Annotated in this window: 16 protein-coding genes, 1 tRNA gene and 1 pseudogene; 11 read left to right on the top strand and 7 right to left on the bottom strand. The window is 66.5% G+C overall.

The features are described from left to right. The first annotated feature begins 109 nt into the window (after positions 1–109). Positions 110–1,084 carry a LysR family transcriptional regulator gene (locus G3N96_RS23630; RefSeq protein ID WP_124580833.1) on the top strand — a complete coding sequence of 325 codons (975 nt, stop codon included), beginning with the start codon at positions 110–112 and terminating at the stop codon, positions 1,082–1,084. 38 nt (positions 1,085–1,122) lie between these two features. Here the strand turns inward: G3N96_RS23630 and G3N96_RS23635 are convergent, their stop codons facing one another. The 6 genes from G3N96_RS23635 to G3N96_RS23660 form a co-directional block, all read right to left on the bottom strand. Beyond that, positions 1,123–1,467 (bottom strand): hypothetical protein, encoded by a 345-nt coding sequence (locus tag G3N96_RS23635; RefSeq protein ID WP_206138640.1) that lies wholly within the window; start codon positions 1,465–1,467, stop codon positions 1,123–1,125. 3 nt (positions 1,468–1,470) lie between these two features. Then, positions 1,471–1,845 carry a hypothetical protein gene (locus G3N96_RS23640; protein WP_206138641.1) on the bottom strand — a complete coding sequence of 125 codons (375 nt, stop codon included), beginning with the start codon at positions 1,843–1,845 and terminating at the stop codon, positions 1,471–1,473. 168 nt (positions 1,846–2,013) lie between these two features. After that, a tRNA-Met gene (locus G3N96_RS23645) sits at positions 2,014–2,090 on the bottom strand. 158 nt (positions 2,091–2,248) lie between these two features. Continuing rightward, positions 2,249–3,907: an MFS transporter gene (locus tag G3N96_RS23650; protein ID WP_206138642.1), complete on the bottom strand. Its 1,659-nt coding sequence runs from the start codon at positions 3,905–3,907 to the stop codon at positions 2,249–2,251. Between the two features lie 236 nt (positions 3,908–4,143). Beyond that, positions 4,144–5,700 (bottom strand): sensor histidine kinase, encoded by a 1,557-nt coding sequence (locus G3N96_RS23655; RefSeq protein ID WP_206138643.1) that lies wholly within the window; start codon positions 5,698–5,700, stop codon positions 4,144–4,146. Positions 5,701–5,717: 17 nt separating this feature from the next. Further along, complete coding sequence (locus G3N96_RS23660; RefSeq protein ID WP_041492943.1) at positions 5,718–6,446, bottom strand: response regulator transcription factor; 729 nt, start codon at positions 6,444–6,446, stop codon at positions 5,718–5,720. A gap of 187 nt (positions 6,447–6,633) precedes the next feature. Here G3N96_RS23660 and recA point away from each other — a divergent pair, with 187 nt between their 5' ends. The 9 genes from recA (at position 6,634) to G3N96_RS23705 (ending at position 15,803) form a co-directional block, all read left to right on the top strand. Next, positions 6,634–7,707 (top strand): recombinase RecA, encoded by a 1,074-nt coding sequence (recA, locus tag G3N96_RS23665; RefSeq protein WP_089473500.1) that lies wholly within the window; start codon positions 6,634–6,636, stop codon positions 7,705–7,707. Beyond that, positions 7,707–8,576, top strand: a complete 870-nt coding sequence (recX, locus tag G3N96_RS23670) for a recombination regulator RecX (protein WP_206138644.1) — start codon at positions 7,707–7,709, stop codon at positions 8,574–8,576. The genes recA and recX overlap by 1 nt, the downstream gene beginning before the upstream one ends. Before the next feature lie 146 nt (positions 8,577–8,722). Continuing rightward, positions 8,723–9,331, top strand: coding sequence for a DUF2889 domain-containing protein (locus G3N96_RS23675; RefSeq protein ID WP_041492941.1), 609 nt, complete (start codon positions 8,723–8,725; stop codon positions 9,329–9,331). A 68-nt stretch (positions 9,332–9,399) separates the two neighbouring features. After that, positions 9,400–10,566, top strand: coding sequence for an ADP-forming succinate--CoA ligase subunit beta (gene sucC, locus G3N96_RS23680; RefSeq protein WP_011353083.1), 1,167 nt, complete (start codon positions 9,400–9,402; stop codon positions 10,564–10,566). 64 nt (positions 10,567–10,630) lie between these two features. Next, positions 10,631–11,512, top strand: coding sequence for a succinate--CoA ligase subunit alpha (gene sucD / locus G3N96_RS23685; protein ID WP_006477916.1), 882 nt, complete (start codon positions 10,631–10,633; stop codon positions 11,510–11,512). 155 nt (positions 11,513–11,667) lie between these two features. Further along, on the top strand, positions 11,668–12,372 hold the full coding sequence (locus G3N96_RS23690) for a TerC family protein (protein ID WP_206138646.1): 705 nt from the start codon (positions 11,668–11,670) through the stop codon (positions 12,370–12,372). A 97-nt stretch (positions 12,373–12,469) separates the two neighbouring features. Then, positions 12,470–13,066, top strand: a complete 597-nt coding sequence (locus G3N96_RS23695) for a pilin (RefSeq protein ID WP_124580845.1) — start codon at positions 12,470–12,472, stop codon at positions 13,064–13,066. Between the two features lie 152 nt (positions 13,067–13,218). Next, positions 13,219–14,997 carry a Wzy polymerase domain-containing protein gene (locus tag G3N96_RS23700; protein WP_206138648.1) on the top strand — a complete coding sequence of 593 codons (1,779 nt, stop codon included), beginning with the start codon at positions 13,219–13,221 and terminating at the stop codon, positions 14,995–14,997. A gap of 455 nt (positions 14,998–15,452) precedes the next feature. Next, complete coding sequence (locus G3N96_RS23705) at positions 15,453–15,803, top strand: TonB family protein (protein WP_206138651.1); 351 nt, start codon at positions 15,453–15,455, stop codon at positions 15,801–15,803. Between the two features lie 145 nt (positions 15,804–15,948). Here the strand turns inward: G3N96_RS23705 and moaC are convergent, their stop codons facing one another. Then, positions 15,949–16,437, bottom strand: a complete 489-nt coding sequence (gene moaC, locus G3N96_RS23710; RefSeq protein ID WP_206138652.1) for a cyclic pyranopterin monophosphate synthase MoaC — start codon at positions 16,435–16,437, stop codon at positions 15,949–15,951. A 270-nt stretch (positions 16,438–16,707) separates the two neighbouring features. Here moaC and G3N96_RS23715 point away from each other — a divergent pair. After that, positions 16,708–16,887: pseudogene (locus G3N96_RS23715) on the top strand (M48 family peptidase); the annotation flags it as partial.

A 16,887-nucleotide genomic window follows, 5' to 3' on the forward strand; every position in this document is an offset into this window, starting at 1 on the left:
CAGTCCGAAACGCGGAAACTATTCAGGATCGGAGAACAATGGGTGGGGACTTGTGCCACGCCCGTCGCGCGCTCTATTCTGTTCCGTTGGCGATTCGAAGGGGGGCAGCATGGACCGAATCCAGGCAATGGAAGTTTTTACTCGCGTGGTCGACGCGAACAGCTTCACGCGCGCGGCCGACACGCTCGCGATGCCGCGCGCGTCGGTGACGACCATCATCCAGAATCTCGAGGCGCTGCTCGGCGTGCGCCTGATGCACCGCACGACGCGCCGGCTGTCGCTGACGCCGGAAGGTGCGGCGTACTACGAGCATTGCATGAAGATCATCTCGGAGATCGCGGAGGCCGACGCGAGTTTCCAGACCGGCAACCGCAAGCCGAGCGGCGTGCTGCGTGTCCACATGCCGAGTTCGCTCGGGCGGCGCATCGTGCTGCCGTCGTTGTCGATTTTCCGGCAGCGCTACCCGGACATCACGCTCGAACTGGGGCTCTCCGACCGCTACGTGGATCCGGTCGAGGAGGGCATCGACTGCATGATCCGGGTCGGGCCGCTCGAGGATTCGTCGATGGTCGCGCGGCGGATCGGGATGCTGAAGCGCGTGACCTGCGCGTCGCCCGACTACCTCGCGCGTCACGGCGAGCCGCACGAGATTGCCGATCTCGCCGAACATCACGCGGTGAATTTTCGAGCGAGCCACGGCGCGCGGGCGATTCCGTGGGTGTTCATGATCGACGGCAAGCCGTTCGAGGTGCGGATGAACGGGAGCGTCACGGTCAACGATTCGGATGCCTACGTGACGTGCGGGCTCGAAGGGTTCGGGATGATCCAGCCGACGCTGTTCATGGTGCTGCCGCACCTGCTCGACGGCTCGCTGGTCGAGGTGCTGCCGGACTGCAATCCGAAGCCGAAGCCGATTTCGATCGTGTATCCGCACAACCGGCATCTGTCGCAGAAGGTGCGCGTGTTCGCCGACTGGATCGCGGAGGTGTTCGAGTCGACGCCGTCGCTGGAAGGGGGGGAGAACTGGCGCGGGAAGGTGGGGGTGCAGGCGGCCCGAGAGCCGCGCAGTTCGGTGGCGGCGTAGCCGTGCGCGGCGAGACCGGCCGAGCGAGTCGCGCCCGATCAGGTCGGGAGCATGCCGATGCGCGGATTCAGGCACGCATAGACGAGGCTGAAGGCGAGCAGCGCGAACAGCAGCGACGTGACGATGCGGGCGACTGTGCGCGTGCGTTCGATCCGGATGAAGAGCGTGCCCCCGACGAGCATTAGCGTCGCGCCGACGTAGAAATCGTTGGCGAAATCGCCGAGGTCGCGTTCGACGAGGCTGTCCGCGAAGCTCATGTAGTCGTAGCTCAGCAGGCGATGCAACTGGTCGGGCGTCGACAGGTTGACGAACGTGCCGGCGACGGGCACGAGCCCGATCAGCGTGAACAGCGTGGCGATGACGATCATGATGCGTTGCTTCATCGGTCAGCCCACGTTGTAGAACGCCTGGATTTGCGCGTTGACGAGCACGATCAGCATGACGACGGCCCAGCCGAGCACGAGCGCGAAGCGCCTGCGGCTGCGGTGGGCGTCAAGTGCAAACAGCGCGGCCATGGCGTTGAGTGAGGCCAGCACCAGCACGTAGAAGCGGCTGGCGAACAGGTTAGCCTCGGGGATCGCGCGGTCGATGTGATTGACCCAGTGATAGGTGATCGGCTTGAGGGCGAGGCCTTCGCCGATCACGGCGGGGTCGAGCAGGCGGGAGAAGGGCGGCGCACCGGCGGCGGCATAGCAAAGCACGACGGCCGCGAGTGCGAGAGCGGCGGTGCGCCATGGCTTGTCGGGGGTGGTCGGGATCATCGGGTGACGTCGGCCGTGTGATGGACGGCGTCATTTTGCCTGCGAAGCAGTGCGGTGTTGACGCACGACTGAGGCGGCGCGAAGGTCGGCTCGTGAAAGCGGAACCGGCGCATCGGAAGATGCAAATGAAAAAGCCGCTGTTTCTTTCGAAACAGCGGCTTTCGCATTTGGTGGCGAATCAGGGATTCGAACCCCGGACCTGCGGATTATGATTCCGTCGCTCTAACCGACTGAGCTAATTCGCCGAAGACTTGAATTATGTCGATCGGGCGGTCGGCTGTCAATACCTTTTTCCATCTTTCCCGAAAAAAGTTGCCGGCGGCCCGTGCCGGCCTTCATTGCGGGCGGGAGCCGGTCCCCGGAAGGCGGCCTTCCGCCGACCGTCCCCGCTGCGCACCCTCCATCAATCCTGCGCGTAAATGTTCGAGTCCTTCGTCTCCTTGACGAACAGCAGGCCGATCACGAACGTGGCCAGCGCGATCACGATCGGATACCAGAGGCCCGAGTAGATGTTGCCCTTCGCCGCGACGATCGCGAACGCGGTGGCCGGCAGGAAGCCGCCGAACCAGCCGTTGCCGACGTGATAGGGCAGCGACATCGACGTGTAGCGGATCCGCGTCGGGAACATCTCGACCAGCATCGCGGCGATCGGGCCGTAGACCATCGTCACGTAGATCACGAGGATCGTCAGGATCACGATCGTCATCGGCCAGTTGAGCTGCGCCGGGTCTGCCTTCGCCGGGTAGCCGGCCGATTTCAGCGTCGACGCGAGCGTCTTGTCGAACGCCGCGCCCTGCGCCTTCGCGTCGGCCGCCTTGCCTTCATAGGCCGGGATCACCGTGTCGCCGACCTTGATCTGGGCCGTCGCGCCAGCCGGTGCCGCGACGTTCTCGTAGTTCAGGCCGGCCTTCGCGAGCGCGCTCTTGGCGACGTCGCACGAGTTCGTGAACTTCGACGTGCCCACCGGGTTGAACTGGAACGAGCAGGCGGCCGGATCGGCGATGACCGTGATCGGCGCCTTCTGCGTCGCGATCTCGAGCTGCGGGTTCGCGTAGTGCGTGAGCGCCTTGAACAGCGGGAAGTAGGTCAGTGCCGCGATCAGGCAGCCCGCGAGGATGATCGGCTTGCGGCCGATCTTGTCCGACAGCGAACCGAAGAACAGGAAGAACGGCGTGCCGATCAGGAGCGCGATCGCGATCAGGATGTTCGCACTCGCACCGTCCACCTTCAGCGTCTGCGTGAGGAAGAACAGCGCGTAGAACTGGCCCGTGTACCACACGACGGCCTGGCCGGCGGTCAGGCCGACGAGCGCGAGGATCACGATCTTCAGGTTCTTCCACTGGCCGAACGCTTCGGTCAGCGGCGCCTTCGACGTCTTGCCTTCCGCCTTGATGCGCAGGAACACCGGCGATTCGTTCAGCTGCATCCGGATCCATACCGACACCGCGAGCAGCAGGATCGACGCGACGAACGGCACGCGCCAGCCCCAGCTGCCGAACGCTTCCTCGCCGATGAACGTGCGCACGCCGAGGATCACGAGCAGCGACAGGAACAGGCCGAGCGTGGCGGTCGTCTGGATCCATGCGGTGTAGAAGCCGCGACGGTTGGCCGGAGCATGCTCGGCGACGTAGGTCGCCGCGCCGCCGTACTCGCCGCCGAGCGCGAGGCCCTGCAACAGCCGCATCGCGATGAAGATCACGGGCGCGGCGATGCCGATCGACGCGTAGCCGGGCAGGAAGCCGACCACGAACGTCGAGACGCCCATGATCACGATCGTCACGAGGAACGTGTGCTTGCGGCCGACGAGGTCGCCGAGGCGGCCGAACACGATCGCGCCGAACGGCCGCACCGCGAAGCCGGCCGCGAAGCCGAGCAGCGTGAAGATGAAGGCGGCGGTCGGATTGACGCCGGAGAAGAAACTCTTGCTGATGTAGGCCGCGAGCGAGCCGGCCAGGTAAAAGTCGTACCACTCGAACACGGTGCCGAGCGACGACGCGAAGATCACTTTCTTCTCTTCGCCCGTCATCGGCGAGTGGGAAATTTGCCCGCCTAACGTTGCCATGAGTCGTCTCCAAGTCCCTTGATATAGATGTGCGGCCGCCTTGGGTGGACGGGCCTGTCGAGGATTATTGGTACGGAAACTTACGGCCGACTGACTCGCGCGTGCAAAACGACTGCAGGTTAACCCGCGCCGAATCGGTGGTTTCGTGCGCCCATCGTGCTGCGAAGTGCTTTGATTTTCTGGTAAATCGTCGATTTTGTCTCAGTTTCGGCGTGCCTTGGCGGTGCCCATCAGGGTTAATCCGGGGCGGTTTCGGCCAGCGGCAGGCTGACGCGCACGAGCGTGCCGGCGAGGCGCGGTGCGTGCTGGTAGACGTGATCGTCGAGCGTCAGCGTGCCGCCGTGCTGCGTGGCGATCTCGCGCACGATCGCGAGCCCGAGGCCGCTGCCGTCGCCTTCGCGGCCGAGGATCCGGTAGAAACGCTCGACGACGCGCTCGCGTTCGGCGGCCGGGATGCCCGGCCCCGTGTCCTCGACTTCGAGATGCACGCGCCGCGCCGCGCGCTCGGCGCGCACGCGCACCGTGATGCGGCCGCCGTCCGGCGTGTAGCGGATCGCGTTGTCGATCAGGTTGCCGAGCATCTCGCGCAGCATCACCGGATTGCCGTCGACGTCGAGCGGCCTGTCGTCCGGCGGGTCCGGCGGGCCTTCGTAGCCGAGATCCATCCGTTTCGCGAGCGCGGCCTGCACCCAGTCGCGCACCGCGCGCCGTGCGAGCGTGGCGATCTCGACCGGCTCGAACGTCAGCCCGCTCGCGCGGTTCTCGGCGCGCGCCAGCGCAAGCAACTGCGTGACGAGCCGCGCGGCCTGCTCGGAGCTGGTCGCGATCTGCTCGAGCGAGCGCTGCACGTCGGGCGGGACGGGGTGGCGCAGCGCGAACTCGGCCTGCGTGCGCAGGCCCGCGAGCGGCGTCTTCATCTGATGGGCGGCGTCGGCGATGAAGCGCTTCTGTAGCGCCATGTTCTGTTCGAGGCGCGCGAGCAGGTCGTTGAACGACGTGACGAGCGGCTCGATCTCGGGCGGCGCGCGCTGCGCCTCGACGGGCGACAGGTCGTCGGGCCGTCGCGCGCGGATGTGCGCCTGCAGCGCGTTGAGCGGCGCGAGCCCGCGCGACAGCCCGAACCAGACCAGCAGGATCGCGAGCGGCAGGATCACGAACTGCGGCAGGATCACGCCCTTGATGATGTCGTTCGCGAGCGCGTTGCGCTTGTCCAGCGTTTCGCCGACCTGCACGAGCACGGGCTGCGGGCTGCCCGCTTGCGGCAGCGCGACGGTCGTGTACGCGACGCGCACGTCGTTGCCGCGCAGCAGGTCGTCGCGAAACATGACGACGCCCGGCGGCGGGCGGTCCTCGTCGCGCGGTAGCGGCATGTCGGCTTCACCCGCGACCAGCTCGCCGCGTGTGCCGAGCACCTGGAAGTACACGCTGTCGACGTTGTCCGCGCGCAGGAAGTCGCGGGTCTGCTCCGGCAGCGTCAGCTCGGCGACGCCGTTCACCGGGTGGATCTGCCGCGCGAGCACATAGGCGTTGGTCTCGAGCGCGCGGTCGAACGGGCCGTTCGCGATCGTCTTCGCGACCAGATAGGTGACGGCGATGCTCATCGGCCACAGCAGCAGCAGCGGCGCGAGCATCCAGTCGAGGATTTCGCCGAACAGCGAGCGCGGGCGCGGCGCCTCGGGCGTATCGGTTTCGTCGGGCGGCGCGAACGGGTTCTCGTAGCGCGCGTCGCGCGCCTCGTCGGCGGCCGACGACGGCGCGCCGGTCGGATGGCGGGTAGGGGCCGGCGTGGCCATCGCGGCGACGCCCGGGTTCAGCGCAGCGGCGTGCCGGCCACCGCGGGCTGGGGCGCTGCCGTGTCGGCCGGCGCGGCGGGCGCGACCTTCTCGAGGCAATAGCCGAGGCCGCGCACGGTCGAGATCCGTACGCCGCTGGGTTCGATCTTCTTGCGCAGCCGGTGCACGTAGACTTCGATCGCGTTGTTGCTGACTTCCTCGCCCCATTCACAGAGATGGTCGACGAGCTGCTCCTTCGACACGAGCCGGCCGATCCGCTGCAGCAGCACCTCGAGCAGGCCGAGCTCGCGGGCGGAAAGGTCGAGCACGTGATCGTTCGCATACGCGATCCGGCCGACCTGGTCGAACGCGAGCGAGCCATGGCGCACGACGGTCGGGCCGCCGCCCGCGCCGCGCCGGGTCAGCGCGCGCACGCGCGCCTCGAGCTCGTTGAGCGCGAACGGCTTGGCCATGTAGTCGTCGGCGCCGAGGTCGAGCCCCTTCACGCGCTCGTCGACGCTGTCGGCGGCCGTCAGGATCAGCACGGGAAGGTTGGAATTGCGGGCGCGCAGGCGCTTGAGCACGTCGAGTCCGGGCATTTTGGGGAGCCCGAGATCGAGGATCAGCAGGTCGAATGTCTGCATCGACAGCGCGGTATCGGCGTCGACACCGGTCTTCACGTGGTCGACCGCATAGCCCGATTGGCGGAGTGACCGGGTGAGGCCGTCCGCGAGTATGCTGTCGTCTTCCGCGATGAGAATTCGCATGGTGCTGACCGATGGCCGGCGGGGCGTTCGCGCCGGCCGGCTGTCTCCGAAGTTATTCGTGTACAACGCTCTGCATTGCGGGCTTGCACAAAACACTGTTTTTTTATACAGTGTCTGCATTCGTGGGCAGCGCTTGAAAGTGGGCGCGCCTCTAACAGACGCTGCTCATCATAGCAAAGGACGATTCATGGAAGATAGCAAGAAGGGCTCCGGGATGACCGCCGAGAAGAGCAAGGCGCTGGCCGCCGCGCTTGCCCAGATCGAAAAGCAGTTCGGCAAGGGCTCGATCATGCGCATGGGCGACGGCGAGGCGACCGAGAACATCCAGGTCGTGTCCACGGGCTCGCTCGGTCTCGATATCGCGCTCGGCGTCGGCGGCCTGCCGCGCGGCCGGGTGGTCGAGATCTACGGTCCGGAATCGTCCGGTAAAACCACGCTCACGCTGCAGGTCATCGCCGAACTGCAGAAGATCGGCGGCACGGCAGCGTTCATCGACGCCGAGCACGCGCTCGACGTTCAATATGCGGCGAAGCTCGGCGTGAACGTGCCCGAGCTGCTGATCTCGCAGCCGGACACCGGCGAGCAGGCGCTCGAAATCACCGACGCGCTGGTGCGCTCGGGCTCGATCGACATGATCGTCATCGACTCGGTCGCGGCGCTCGTGCCGAAGGCCGAAATCGAAGGCGAGATGGGCGATTCGCTGCCGGGTCTGCAGGCCCGCCTGATGTCGCAGGCGCTGCGCAAGCTGACCGGCACGATCAAGCGCACGAACTGCCTGGTGATCTTCATCAACCAGATCCGGATGAAGATCGGCGTGATGTTCGGCAACCCGGAGACCACGACGGGCGGCAACGCGCTGAAGTTCTACTCGTCGGTGCGTCTCGACATCCGCCGGATCGGCTCGATCAAGAAGAACGACGAGGTGATCGGCAACGAAACCCGCGTGAAGGTCGTCAAGAACAAGGTGTCGCCGCCGTTCCGCGAAGCGATCTTCGACATCCTGTATGGCGAAGGCATTTCGCGTCAGGGCGAGATCATCGATCTCGGCGTGCAGGCGAAGATCGTCGACAAGGCCGGCGCCTGGTACAGCTACAACGGCGAGAAGATCGGCCAGGGCAAGGACAACGCGCGTGAATTCCTGCGCGAGAATCCGGAAATCGCACGCGAGATCGAGAACCGCATTCGCGAATCGCTTGGCGTGGTCACCATGCCCGATGGTGCAGGCCAGGACGAAGCCGAGGCGATGGACGAAGAAGAGTGATGGTCGGGCGCCGAGGTCAGGCTGGCGAGCCGGAGGAGAGCGACGCGCCCGAAACGGCGGGTCGCTCCGGCCGGCGAACCGGATCCTCGGGCGCCGATCAGCGGGGCGCAGGCAGCGATGCCGCGAACCGCACCGCGACGAGGGCATCCGACGATGCCCTCGTTTCGTTTGAGATTGCCGCACCGGACGATCCGTTCGACGACGATGAATCGTTCGACGCGCACGACCGCTCCCGCCGTCGTGTTTCCGGTGTCAGCTTCCCGGGTGATCGCGCAGCCGATGCATCGGCGCCGGCCAGGGAAGATGTCTATACGCGCAGCAGCCAGCATCCGCGCCGCACACGTCGCGCGTCGGGAGCTTCTTCCAGCACTGCATCAGGTGACGCTCCGGGCGCGACCGAGCGCAAGTCGTCGAAGCCTCAACGATCGCTGAAGGGCCGCGCGCTCGGCTATCTCTCCCGCCGTGAATACAGTCGCACGGAACTGGCGCGCAAGCTCGCGCCCTACGTCGGCGAAGACGAATCCGTCGACCCCGTGCTCGATGCGCTGGAACAGGAAGGCTGGCTGTCCGATGCGCGCTTTGCCGAGAGTCTCGTGCATCGTCGCGCGTCGCGTGTCGGCGTCGCACGTATCGTCAGCGAGCTGAAGCGTCATGCGGTGGGCGACACGCTCGTCGAAGAGGTGAATGCGCAGCTCCGCGAGACCGAATGGGCGCGTGCGCAGGCGGTCTGGCGCAAGAAATTCGGTGCACTGCCGCAAACGCCGGCCGAGCGTGCGAAGCAGGCGCGCTTTCTCGCTGCGCGCGGCTTCTCGAGTGCGACCATCGTGAAGTTGCTGAAGGTCGGCGACGATTTCCTGATCGACGACTGATCGTGCCGATCGCGCGCGTGGCGCGCGATTTTGCTGCAACGCAACCGCTTCCGGACAGGCGGGAATACCCGCCGTCGCGTCAAACTGTCTCAAATACCCAATATGCTAAAATCCGTGGGTTTTCCTCTTCGGCCTCAACCTCCAGCATGCCGCTATCCGAGCCCGTGCCCCGTCAGTTGCGACATCAACGCGCAATCCGAGCGGAAGCTTACGAGCGCGGCGACGGCTTGTGGGACATCGAAGCCTGCCTGACCGACCACAAGCCGCGCGATGTCGCGCTTGCGTCGGGCATCCGGCCCCAGGGCCTGCCGATCCACGAACTCTGGCTGCGCGTGACTATCGATCGTGACCTCAATGTCGTCGACGCCGAAGCGTCTTCGGAATGGGTTCCCTATCCCGGTCACTGTCAATCCGCCTCTCCCGCCTATCGGGCCCTCATCGGGCTCAATCTCTTCCGCAATTTCCGCCGCAACGCGAACCGGCTGCTTGCCGGCGTCGCAGGCTGCTCCCATCTCACCGAACTGTGCGCCGTGCTGCCGACGGCAGCGATCCAGGCGTTCGCCGGTGACGTGTGGAACGTGCGCGAGGAGGGGGGCGAAGGGCCGGACCATGGCGGCGTGCACGACGAAGCGCCTTTTCAGCTCGGCCGCTGCCGGGCGTTGCGGTTCGACGGCGAGGTCGTGCGGCAGTACTACCCGCGCTGGTATGGCGCGAGCCGGCCGGACGTGCCCGGTGAAGGCAGCACGAAGGAATGAACGGAAATCATTCGAAGAAGCGTCTAAAGCGACTTTTCATCCAACTCTCAGACTGAAGGGAATCACGCATGAAGATTCACGAGTACCAGGGTAAGGAAATCCTGCGGAAATTCGGAGTCGCGGTACCGCGCGGCAAGCCGGCGTTCTCGGTTGACGAGGCCGTCAAGGTGGCAGAAGAGCTCGGCGGCCCGGTATGGGTCGTGAAGGCTCAGATTCACGCGGGTGGCCGTGGCAAGGGCGGCGGCGTGAAGGTGGCGAAGTCGATCGAGCAGGTTCGCGAATACGCGAACCAGATCCTCGGCATGCAGCTCGTCACGCACCAGACGGGCCCGGAAGGCCAGAAGGTCAACCGTCTGATGGTCGAAGAAGGCGCCGACATCAAGCAGGAACTGTATGTCAGCCTCGTCGTCGATCGCGTGACGCAAAAGATCGTTCTGATGGGTTCGAGCGAAGGCGGCATGGACATCGAAGAAGTTGCCGAAAAGCACCCGGAACTGATCCACAAGGTCATCGTGGAACCGTCGACGGGCCTGCTCGACGCGCAAGCCGACGACCTCGCCGCGAAGATCGGCGTGCCGGCTGCTTCGATCCCGCAAGCGCGCGCGATCCTGCAAGGCCTGTACAAGGCATTCTGGGAAACCGACGCATCGCTGGCCGAAATCAACCCGCTGAACGTCTCCAGCGACGGCAAGGTCATCGCACTCGACGCGAAGTTCAACTTCGACTCGAACGCGCTGTTCCGCCACCCGGAAATCGTCGCGTACCGCGATCTGGACGAAGAAGATCCGGCTGAAATCGAAGCGTCGAAGTTCGACCTCGCGTACATCTCGCTCGACGGCAACATCGGCTGTCTCGTGAACGGCGCAGGCCTCGCGATGGCGACGATGGACACCATCAAGCTGTTCGGCGGCGAGCCGGCGAACTTCCTGGACGTCGGCGGTGGCGCGACCACCGAGAAGGTCACGGAAGCGTTCAAGCTGATGCTGAAGAACCCGGACCTGAAGGCAATCCTCGTGAACATCTTCGGCGGCATCATGCGCTGCGACGTGATCGCGGAAGGCGTGATCGCCGGTTCGAAGGCCGTGAACCTGAACGTGCCGCTCGTCGTGCGCATGAAGGGCACGAACGAGGACCTCGGCAAGAAGATGCTGGCCGATTCGGGCCTGCCGATCATCTCGGCGGACAGCATGGAAGAGGCTGCGCAGAAGGTCGTCGCGGCTGCCGCAGGCAAGTAACGCTATCGAATACGCATGGCGGCGCGGTTCGCTCGCGACGCCAATCGAACAGAGGTCAAAATACATGTCGATTCTGATCAACAAGGACACGAAGGTCATCACGCAGGGCATTACCGGCAAAACCGGTCAGTTCCATACGCGCGCCTGCCGTGAATACGCAAACGGCCGCGAAGCATTCGTCGCGGGCGTGAACCCGAAGAAGGCCGGCGAAGATTTCGAAGGCATTCCGATCTACGCAAGCGTCAAGGAAGCGAAGGCGGAAACCGGCGCGACCGTGTCGGTCATCTACGTTCCGCCGGCAGGCGCTGCTGCTGCGATCTGGGAAGCGGTCGAAGCCGATCTGGATCTCGCGATCTGCATCACGGAAGGCATTCCCGTGCGCGACATGATCGAAGTGAAGGACCGCATGCGTCGCGAAGGCCGCAAGACGCTGCTGCTCGGGCCGAACTGCCCGGGCACGATCACGCCGGACGAACTGAAGATCGGCATCATGCCGGGTCACATCCACCGCAAGGGCCGCATCGGCGTCGTGTCGCGTTCGGGCACGCTGACGTATGAAGCGGTTGCCCAGCTGACGGCACTCGGCCTCGGCCAGTCGTCGGCAGTCGGTATCGGCGGCGACCCGATCAACGGTCTGAAGCACATCGACGTGATGAAGATGTTCAACGACGATCCGGATACGGATGCGGTCGTGATGATCGGCGAAATCGGTGGTCCGGACGAAGCCAATGCGGCGGAGTGGATCAAGGACAACATGAAAAAGCCGGTGGTCGGCTTCATCGCTGGCGTCACGGCGCCTCCGGGCAAGCGCATGGGCCACGCCGGCGCGCTGATCTCGGGCGGTGCGGATACGGCCGAAGCGAAGCTGGAAATCATGGAAGCGTGCGGCATCACCGTGACGCGCAACCCGTCGGAAATGGGCCGTCTGCTGAAGAAGGCGCTGTAATATTTCCCCTGGGTTCGTCCTGCAGAAAACGCCGGCTTTGCCGGCGTTTTTTGTTATGCTCGCGCAATGAATTCGTAAGCACCGGGCATGCATCGCGCATGTGCCGGCGATGAACCGGGCCGCCCGCGGGCGGCCGCCGTCCTGCCCGTCACGCCATGCTCGAATTCCTGACGTCGCTCCACTGGGGCGCCGTTCTCCAGATCGTCATCATCGATATCCTGCTCGGCGGCGACAACGCCGTCGTGATCGCGCTCGCATGCCGCAACCTGCCCGCGAACCAGCGTCTGCGCGGCGTCATCTGGGGCACCGCGGGGGCGATCCTGCTGCGTGTCGCGCTGATCACGTTCGCGGTCGCGCTGCTCGACGTGCCGTTCCTGAAGCTCGGTGGCGGGTTGCTGCTGCTGTGGATCGGCATCAAGCTGATGGCGCCGGCCGGCGACGCGCACGACGGCATCAAGCCGGCCAGCCGGCTGTGGGACGCAGTGAAGACGATCGTGATCGCCGATGCGGTGATGAGCCTCGACAACGTGATCGCGATCGCGGGCGCGGCCGAACAGGCCGACCCGTCGCACCGGATCGCGCTCGTGATCTTCGGCCTCGTCGTCAGCGTGCCGATCATCGTGTGGGGCAGCACGCTGGTGCTGAAGCTGCTCGACCGTTTCCCGATCTTCGTGGCATTCGGCGCCGGCCTGCTCGGCTGGATCGCGGGCGGCCTGATCGTGAACGACCCGGTCGGCGACCGCTGGCCGGTGCTCGATACGCCGGAGGTCCTCTACGGCGCGAGCATCGCGGGCGCGCTGTTCGTCGTGGCGATCGGTTACACGCTCAGGAAGCGCCGCGACGTACCGCACGCGCACTGACATTGGCCGTCCGGCCGACTGCCGGATTCACGGCCTGCTGGCTACGATCGAGACGCCTGCCTTTACCGGCAGGCGTTTTTCGTTTCCGGAGCCTGCCATGTTCGAAGCCTTTTCCGTTTCCCTGTTCCGTCGCGCGGCCGCCGATCTGCGGCGCGCGAACCGGCCGTCGCCGCGCTGGCGGCCGGCCGGCTTCACACTGATCGAACTGATGATCGTGCTGGCGATCGTCGGTGTGATCGCGGCCTACGCGATTCCCGCGTACCAGGATTATCTTGCGCGCTCGCGCGTCGGCGAAGGGCTCGCGCTTGCGTCGTCCGCGCGGCTCGCCGTCGCCGACAACGCCGCAAGCGGTGCGAGCCTCGACGGCGGCTACAGCCCGCCGGCCGGGACCCGCAACGTCGAATCGGTTGTGATCGACGGCGAGACCGGCCAGATCACGGTCGCGTTCACCACGCGCGTCGCCGCGGCCGGCACCAATACGCTGGTGCTCGTGCCGTCCGCGCCCGACAAGGCCGACGCGCCCACCGCACGCGTGCCGCTCAAAAAGGGCGCGATGCAGGCCGGCGCGATCGCGTGGGAGTGCTTCGCCGCGGGCAAGGGGGCGTCGTCGTTGCCTGCGCCGGGGGCGGGGCCGCTGCCGGTCGACGCGGCGACGCTGCCCGCGAAATATGCGCCGGCGGAGTGTCGCGCCTAGTGCCGGAGGTGGAGCAGGGCGGCGCGGCAGCATGCCGGCCGCCTCGCCGGCCGGCCGGGGCGGCCACCCGGCGTCGGGTCGCGGCGCGAAGGCCCCGCACAGAGGGGGGAAAGTTTTGTATAGTGCGCCGGTTGCTGACATCCGGTTCGCTCATGCCTTCTACTTTTTCCCGTTCGTTGCCGCTCGTTGCGCTGGCTGTCGCCCTGATCGTGCCGTACGCGATCACGAATCACACGTATCCGATCCCGACCTTCTATTCCGAGTTTTCGGCGCTGGTGCTGTATCTGCTGGTGGGGGTGTCCGTCGTGCTGCTCGCGCGCACCGGCCGCCCGGCCGAGCCGTTTGCGGCGCCGGCCGCGTTCGTCGCGCCGCTTGGGTTCGCCGTGGTACTCATCGCGCAGGTCGCGCTGATCCCGCTCAAGGTGCCGTCGATGAACTGGCTGGCGGTCGGCTATCTCGCGGCCGCGCTGGTCGCGATGCAGGCCGGCTATGCGCTCGCGCGCGACGGGCTGGCCGAGGCCGTGTCGCGGATGATGGCCGGCGCGCTGCTCATCGGCGGCGTGTTCGCGGTCGGAACGCAGATCGTGCAGCTGTTCCACCTCGAGTCGGCGCTGTCGCCGTTCGTCGTGGTGTACAACGTCGCGGTCGATCGCCGTCCGTACGGCAACATGGCGCAGGCGAACCATCTGGCCAGCTACATCGCGTTCGCGCTCGCGGGCGCGCTGTATCTCGTGCAGACGCGCCGGCTCGCGGTATGGGCGTGGCTCGCGCTGTCGATCGTGCTGTCCGTCGGTCTGGCGCTGACGGTGTCGCGCGGGCCGTGGCTGCAGGTCGCGGTGATGGTCGTCGCGGGCTTCTGGATGGCGTGGCTCGAATCGCGCCGCGCGCCGGGCAATGCGCGTGCGTGGGTGATTCCGGCCGTGCTCGCGGTCGCGTTCATCGCGGTGAACGTCGCGGTGCGCTGGGCGAACGTCCACTACCACCTGGGTCTCGCGGAATCCGCGGCCGACCGGATGCGTGACGCGGGGCAGATCGCGCCGCGCCTCGCGCTGTGGAAGTACGGGCTCGCGATGTTCCGCGAACATCCGCTGCTCGGTGTCGGCTGGGGTGAATTCCCGTCGCACCAGTTCGCGCTCGTGCGCTCGCTCGGCGGCGTCGAGATCGCGAACAACTCGCACGACATCTTCATCGACCTGCTCGCGAAGTCCGGCCTCGTCGGCCTGGGCGTGCTCGTCGTCGCTCTCGTGACGTGGTTCGTGCGCGCGGTGCGCGCGCCGCAGTCGAGCATGCGCGTGTTCGGCTTCGCGCTGATCGGCATCCTGCTGATGCATGCACTGGTCGAGTATCCGCAGCAGTACATGTTCTTCCTGTTGCCGGCCATGTTCGTGATCGGGCTGCTCGAGGTGGAGTCGCTGCGCATCCTGCCGGGGCGTGCCGCATTCGGGCTGTTCGCGGTGCTGTCGGTCGGCGGCGTGCTGGCGGTGGTGCCGGTGCTGCGCGACTACCAGCGCGCGGAAGTGCTGTATTACGGTAGCGATCCGGCAGCGCAGTACCGCGATGCCCCGTCGCTGCTGTTTGGCGCGTGGGGTGAATACGGTGCGGCCACGCTCCTCCCGATTTCGGCGGACGACCTGCCGGCCAAGCTCGCCGCCCATGAGCGCGCGATCGCACTGCTGCCCGGCGAGACGGTGCTGCGCCGCTACGCGGTGCTGCAGGCGCTGGCCGGCCGCGAGGCCGACGCGCTCGACACCGTCGCGCGCCTGCACGTGTTTGCGAAGGAGTTGAAGGACTGGCCGCAGCAACTGGCCGCGCTGTACAAGCTGTGCGATGCGCAGCCGGCGCTGAAGCCGTTCAAGGCGGCGGTCGTCGCGAAATACGGCGAAGTTCCGGCCGATGCGGCCGATGACGAGGACGACGACGATTCGGATTGATGCGCGCAGCGCCTGCCGGAACGGGGAGTTCCGGCATGTGCCGCGCCGCGACGGAGCGGCGGTGCGCGTCGGTCGTTAGCGCCCGGCGCGAACCCGGCGATTCCGGCCGCGCATCGATTACCTCGCGGATTGCATGGATTCCGGCTGAAGGCCCGGCGATTCGCGTCAACCATTGTCAAATCGCCGCCGCTCGCCAGGCCGCGCGTGCACAATGCGCGAAAGCGCTCGCGTGCCGACCCGTGTGAGGCGAGGGCAGCGCGACCGCAGGCAACACCCCCGGTCACCCGGGAAGTCCACCACGCAGGATCGCGGCCGAGCATCGTTCGGCCGTGCGGCCGTAACGGGGCGCCGGTCCGATGGCCGCGGCGCAGTGTGACGCATGCGATGCGGCCGGGCGACGTGTTCCGGTGCGCGCCGCGTGCGTCCGGAACACTGCTGAAGAACGATATTCGACCATGGCTATTCGCTCGACCTACCTGATCCTGCCCGCCGTCGCGATGCTGTTTTCCGGCTGCGCGATGCTGACGTCGTCGCAGGAAAGCAAGCTGACGTGCCACATTCCGCGCGCCGTCTATCCGGATACCGCGAAGCCGCTCGCGCGCCCGGCGACCGTGCTCGTGCGCGCGCTGATGACGACGTCCGGTGAAGCGCAGAACGTCACCGTGACGACGAGCAGCCGCAATGCGGCGGCCGACCGTGCGGCTGTCGACGCGATGACGCACGCGACCTGCGTACAGACGGGCGCGACCGCGAACCCGTTCCTGCTGACCCAACCGTTCGTGTTCGAGCCGCAGCGCGGCCGGTGATGCGTGGGCGGTGCGGCCCGCTCGCGGGTTGTCGTCCGGTTCGCTTCCTGCCGGCCACTTCGTCGTGGATGGCCGCCGACTGTCGATGCATACGATCGCTACGGCCGACGATGCCCCGGTGAATGGCTCCTGTTGCCGTTGGCACTCAACCCGCCGGCTCCTCCGCCTTCCAGTCCCCCGACTTCCCGCCGCGCTTCTCGCGCACGCTCACATCGGTGATCACCATCCCGCGGTCGACGGCCTTGCACATGTCGTAGACGGTCAGCAGCCCGACCTGAACGGCAGTCAGCGCTTCCATCTCGACGCCGGTGCGCCCGAACGTCTCGACCTGCACGACGCACTGGACGCCCGGCAGCGCGTCGTCGAGTTCGAACTCGACGGCCACGCGCGTCAGCGCGAGCGGATGACACAGCGGGATCAGGTCGGCCGTGCGCTTGGCGCCCTGGATGGCCGCGATGCGCGCGACGCCGAGCACGTCGCCTTTCTTGGCCTTGCCGTCGCGGATCAGCGCGAACGTGGCCGGCAACATCCGGATCGTGCCGCGCGCGATCGCGATGCGTTGGGTTTCCTGCTTGCCGCCGACGTCGACCATGTGCGCATGGCCGGCAGCGTCGAAATGGGTGAGTCCTGACATGTCTTCCTCTAGTGGAACGGCGGGCGCGAGCACGTCCCGCGATCGCGCATCGCGATTGGCCGGAGCATCGAATCCCGTCTCTGCGCCCCGATCCGATCCAGCGGTTCAACGGGCGCCTATCATAGCAGTGGCATGCGCGGCGCCGGGGACGCAGATGGCGTCCATGTCGAACGGGACAGTCACGCTGCCGCCGGTACAATGACCCGAATATTCAGACCAAACGCCGCGATGCGCGCCGGGCGCGCGGGACGGCGTCGTTTTCATCCTGCCATGCGTGTCAAACAGTTGCTTGCCGTGTCGCTGTCGGTGGCGCTCGCATGGCCGCCGAGCGGCCATGCGCAGAGCGCGTCCGCGCCGCCGCTCGAATCGGCGGCCGGCGCCGCGCGGTCGATTTCCACCGTGCCGTCCGGCATCGCGGCCGGTGTGTTCGGCACGTACGGCGGCGCGGAG

Origin of the sequence: Burkholderia sp. Se-20373 (assembly GCF_017104705.1) — a bacterium.
Classification (GTDB): domain Bacteria; phylum Pseudomonadota; class Gammaproteobacteria; order Burkholderiales; family Burkholderiaceae; genus Burkholderia.

Coding starts and splice junctions, on each gene's coding strand:
- G3N96_RS23695 (WP_124580845.1), top strand. CDS start 12,470: ATGTTCGAAGCCTTTTCCGTTTCCCTGTTCCGTCGCGCGGCCGCCGAT.
- sucD (WP_006477916.1), top strand. CDS start 10,631: ATGTCGATTCTGATCAACAAGGACACGAAGGTCATCACGCAGGGCATT.
- G3N96_RS23650 (WP_206138642.1), bottom strand. CDS start 3,907: ATGGCAACGTTAGGCGGGCAAATTTCCCACTCGCCGATGACGGGCGAA.
- moaC (WP_206138652.1), bottom strand. CDS start 16,437: ATGTCAGGACTCACCCATTTCGACGCTGCCGGCCATGCGCACATGGTC.
- sucC (WP_011353083.1), top strand. CDS start 9,400: ATGAAGATTCACGAGTACCAGGGTAAGGAAATCCTGCGGAAATTCGGA.
- recA (WP_089473500.1), top strand. CDS start 6,634: ATGGAAGATAGCAAGAAGGGCTCCGGGATGACCGCCGAGAAGAGCAAG.
- G3N96_RS23640 (WP_206138641.1), bottom strand. CDS start 1,845: ATGATCCCGACCACCCCCGACAAGCCATGGCGCACCGCCGCTCTCGCA.
- G3N96_RS23705 (WP_206138651.1), top strand. CDS start 15,453: ATGGCTATTCGCTCGACCTACCTGATCCTGCCCGCCGTCGCGATGCTG.
- G3N96_RS23700 (WP_206138648.1), top strand. CDS start 13,219: ATGCCTTCTACTTTTTCCCGTTCGTTGCCGCTCGTTGCGCTGGCTGTC.
- recX (WP_206138644.1), top strand. CDS start 7,707: ATGGTCGGGCGCCGAGGTCAGGCTGGCGAGCCGGAGGAGAGCGACGCG.
- G3N96_RS23655 (WP_206138643.1), bottom strand. CDS start 5,700: ATGGCCACGCCGGCCCCTACCCGCCATCCGACCGGCGCGCCGTCGTCG.
- G3N96_RS23660 (WP_041492943.1), bottom strand. CDS start 6,446: ATGCGAATTCTCATCGCGGAAGACGACAGCATACTCGCGGACGGCCTC.
- G3N96_RS23690 (WP_206138646.1), top strand. CDS start 11,668: ATGCTCGAATTCCTGACGTCGCTCCACTGGGGCGCCGTTCTCCAGATC.
- G3N96_RS23630 (WP_124580833.1), top strand. CDS start 110: ATGGACCGAATCCAGGCAATGGAAGTTTTTACTCGCGTGGTCGACGCG.
- G3N96_RS23635 (WP_206138640.1), bottom strand. CDS start 1,467: ATGAAGCAACGCATCATGATCGTCATCGCCACGCTGTTCACGCTGATC.
- G3N96_RS23675 (WP_041492941.1), top strand. CDS start 8,723: ATGCCGCTATCCGAGCCCGTGCCCCGTCAGTTGCGACATCAACGCGCA.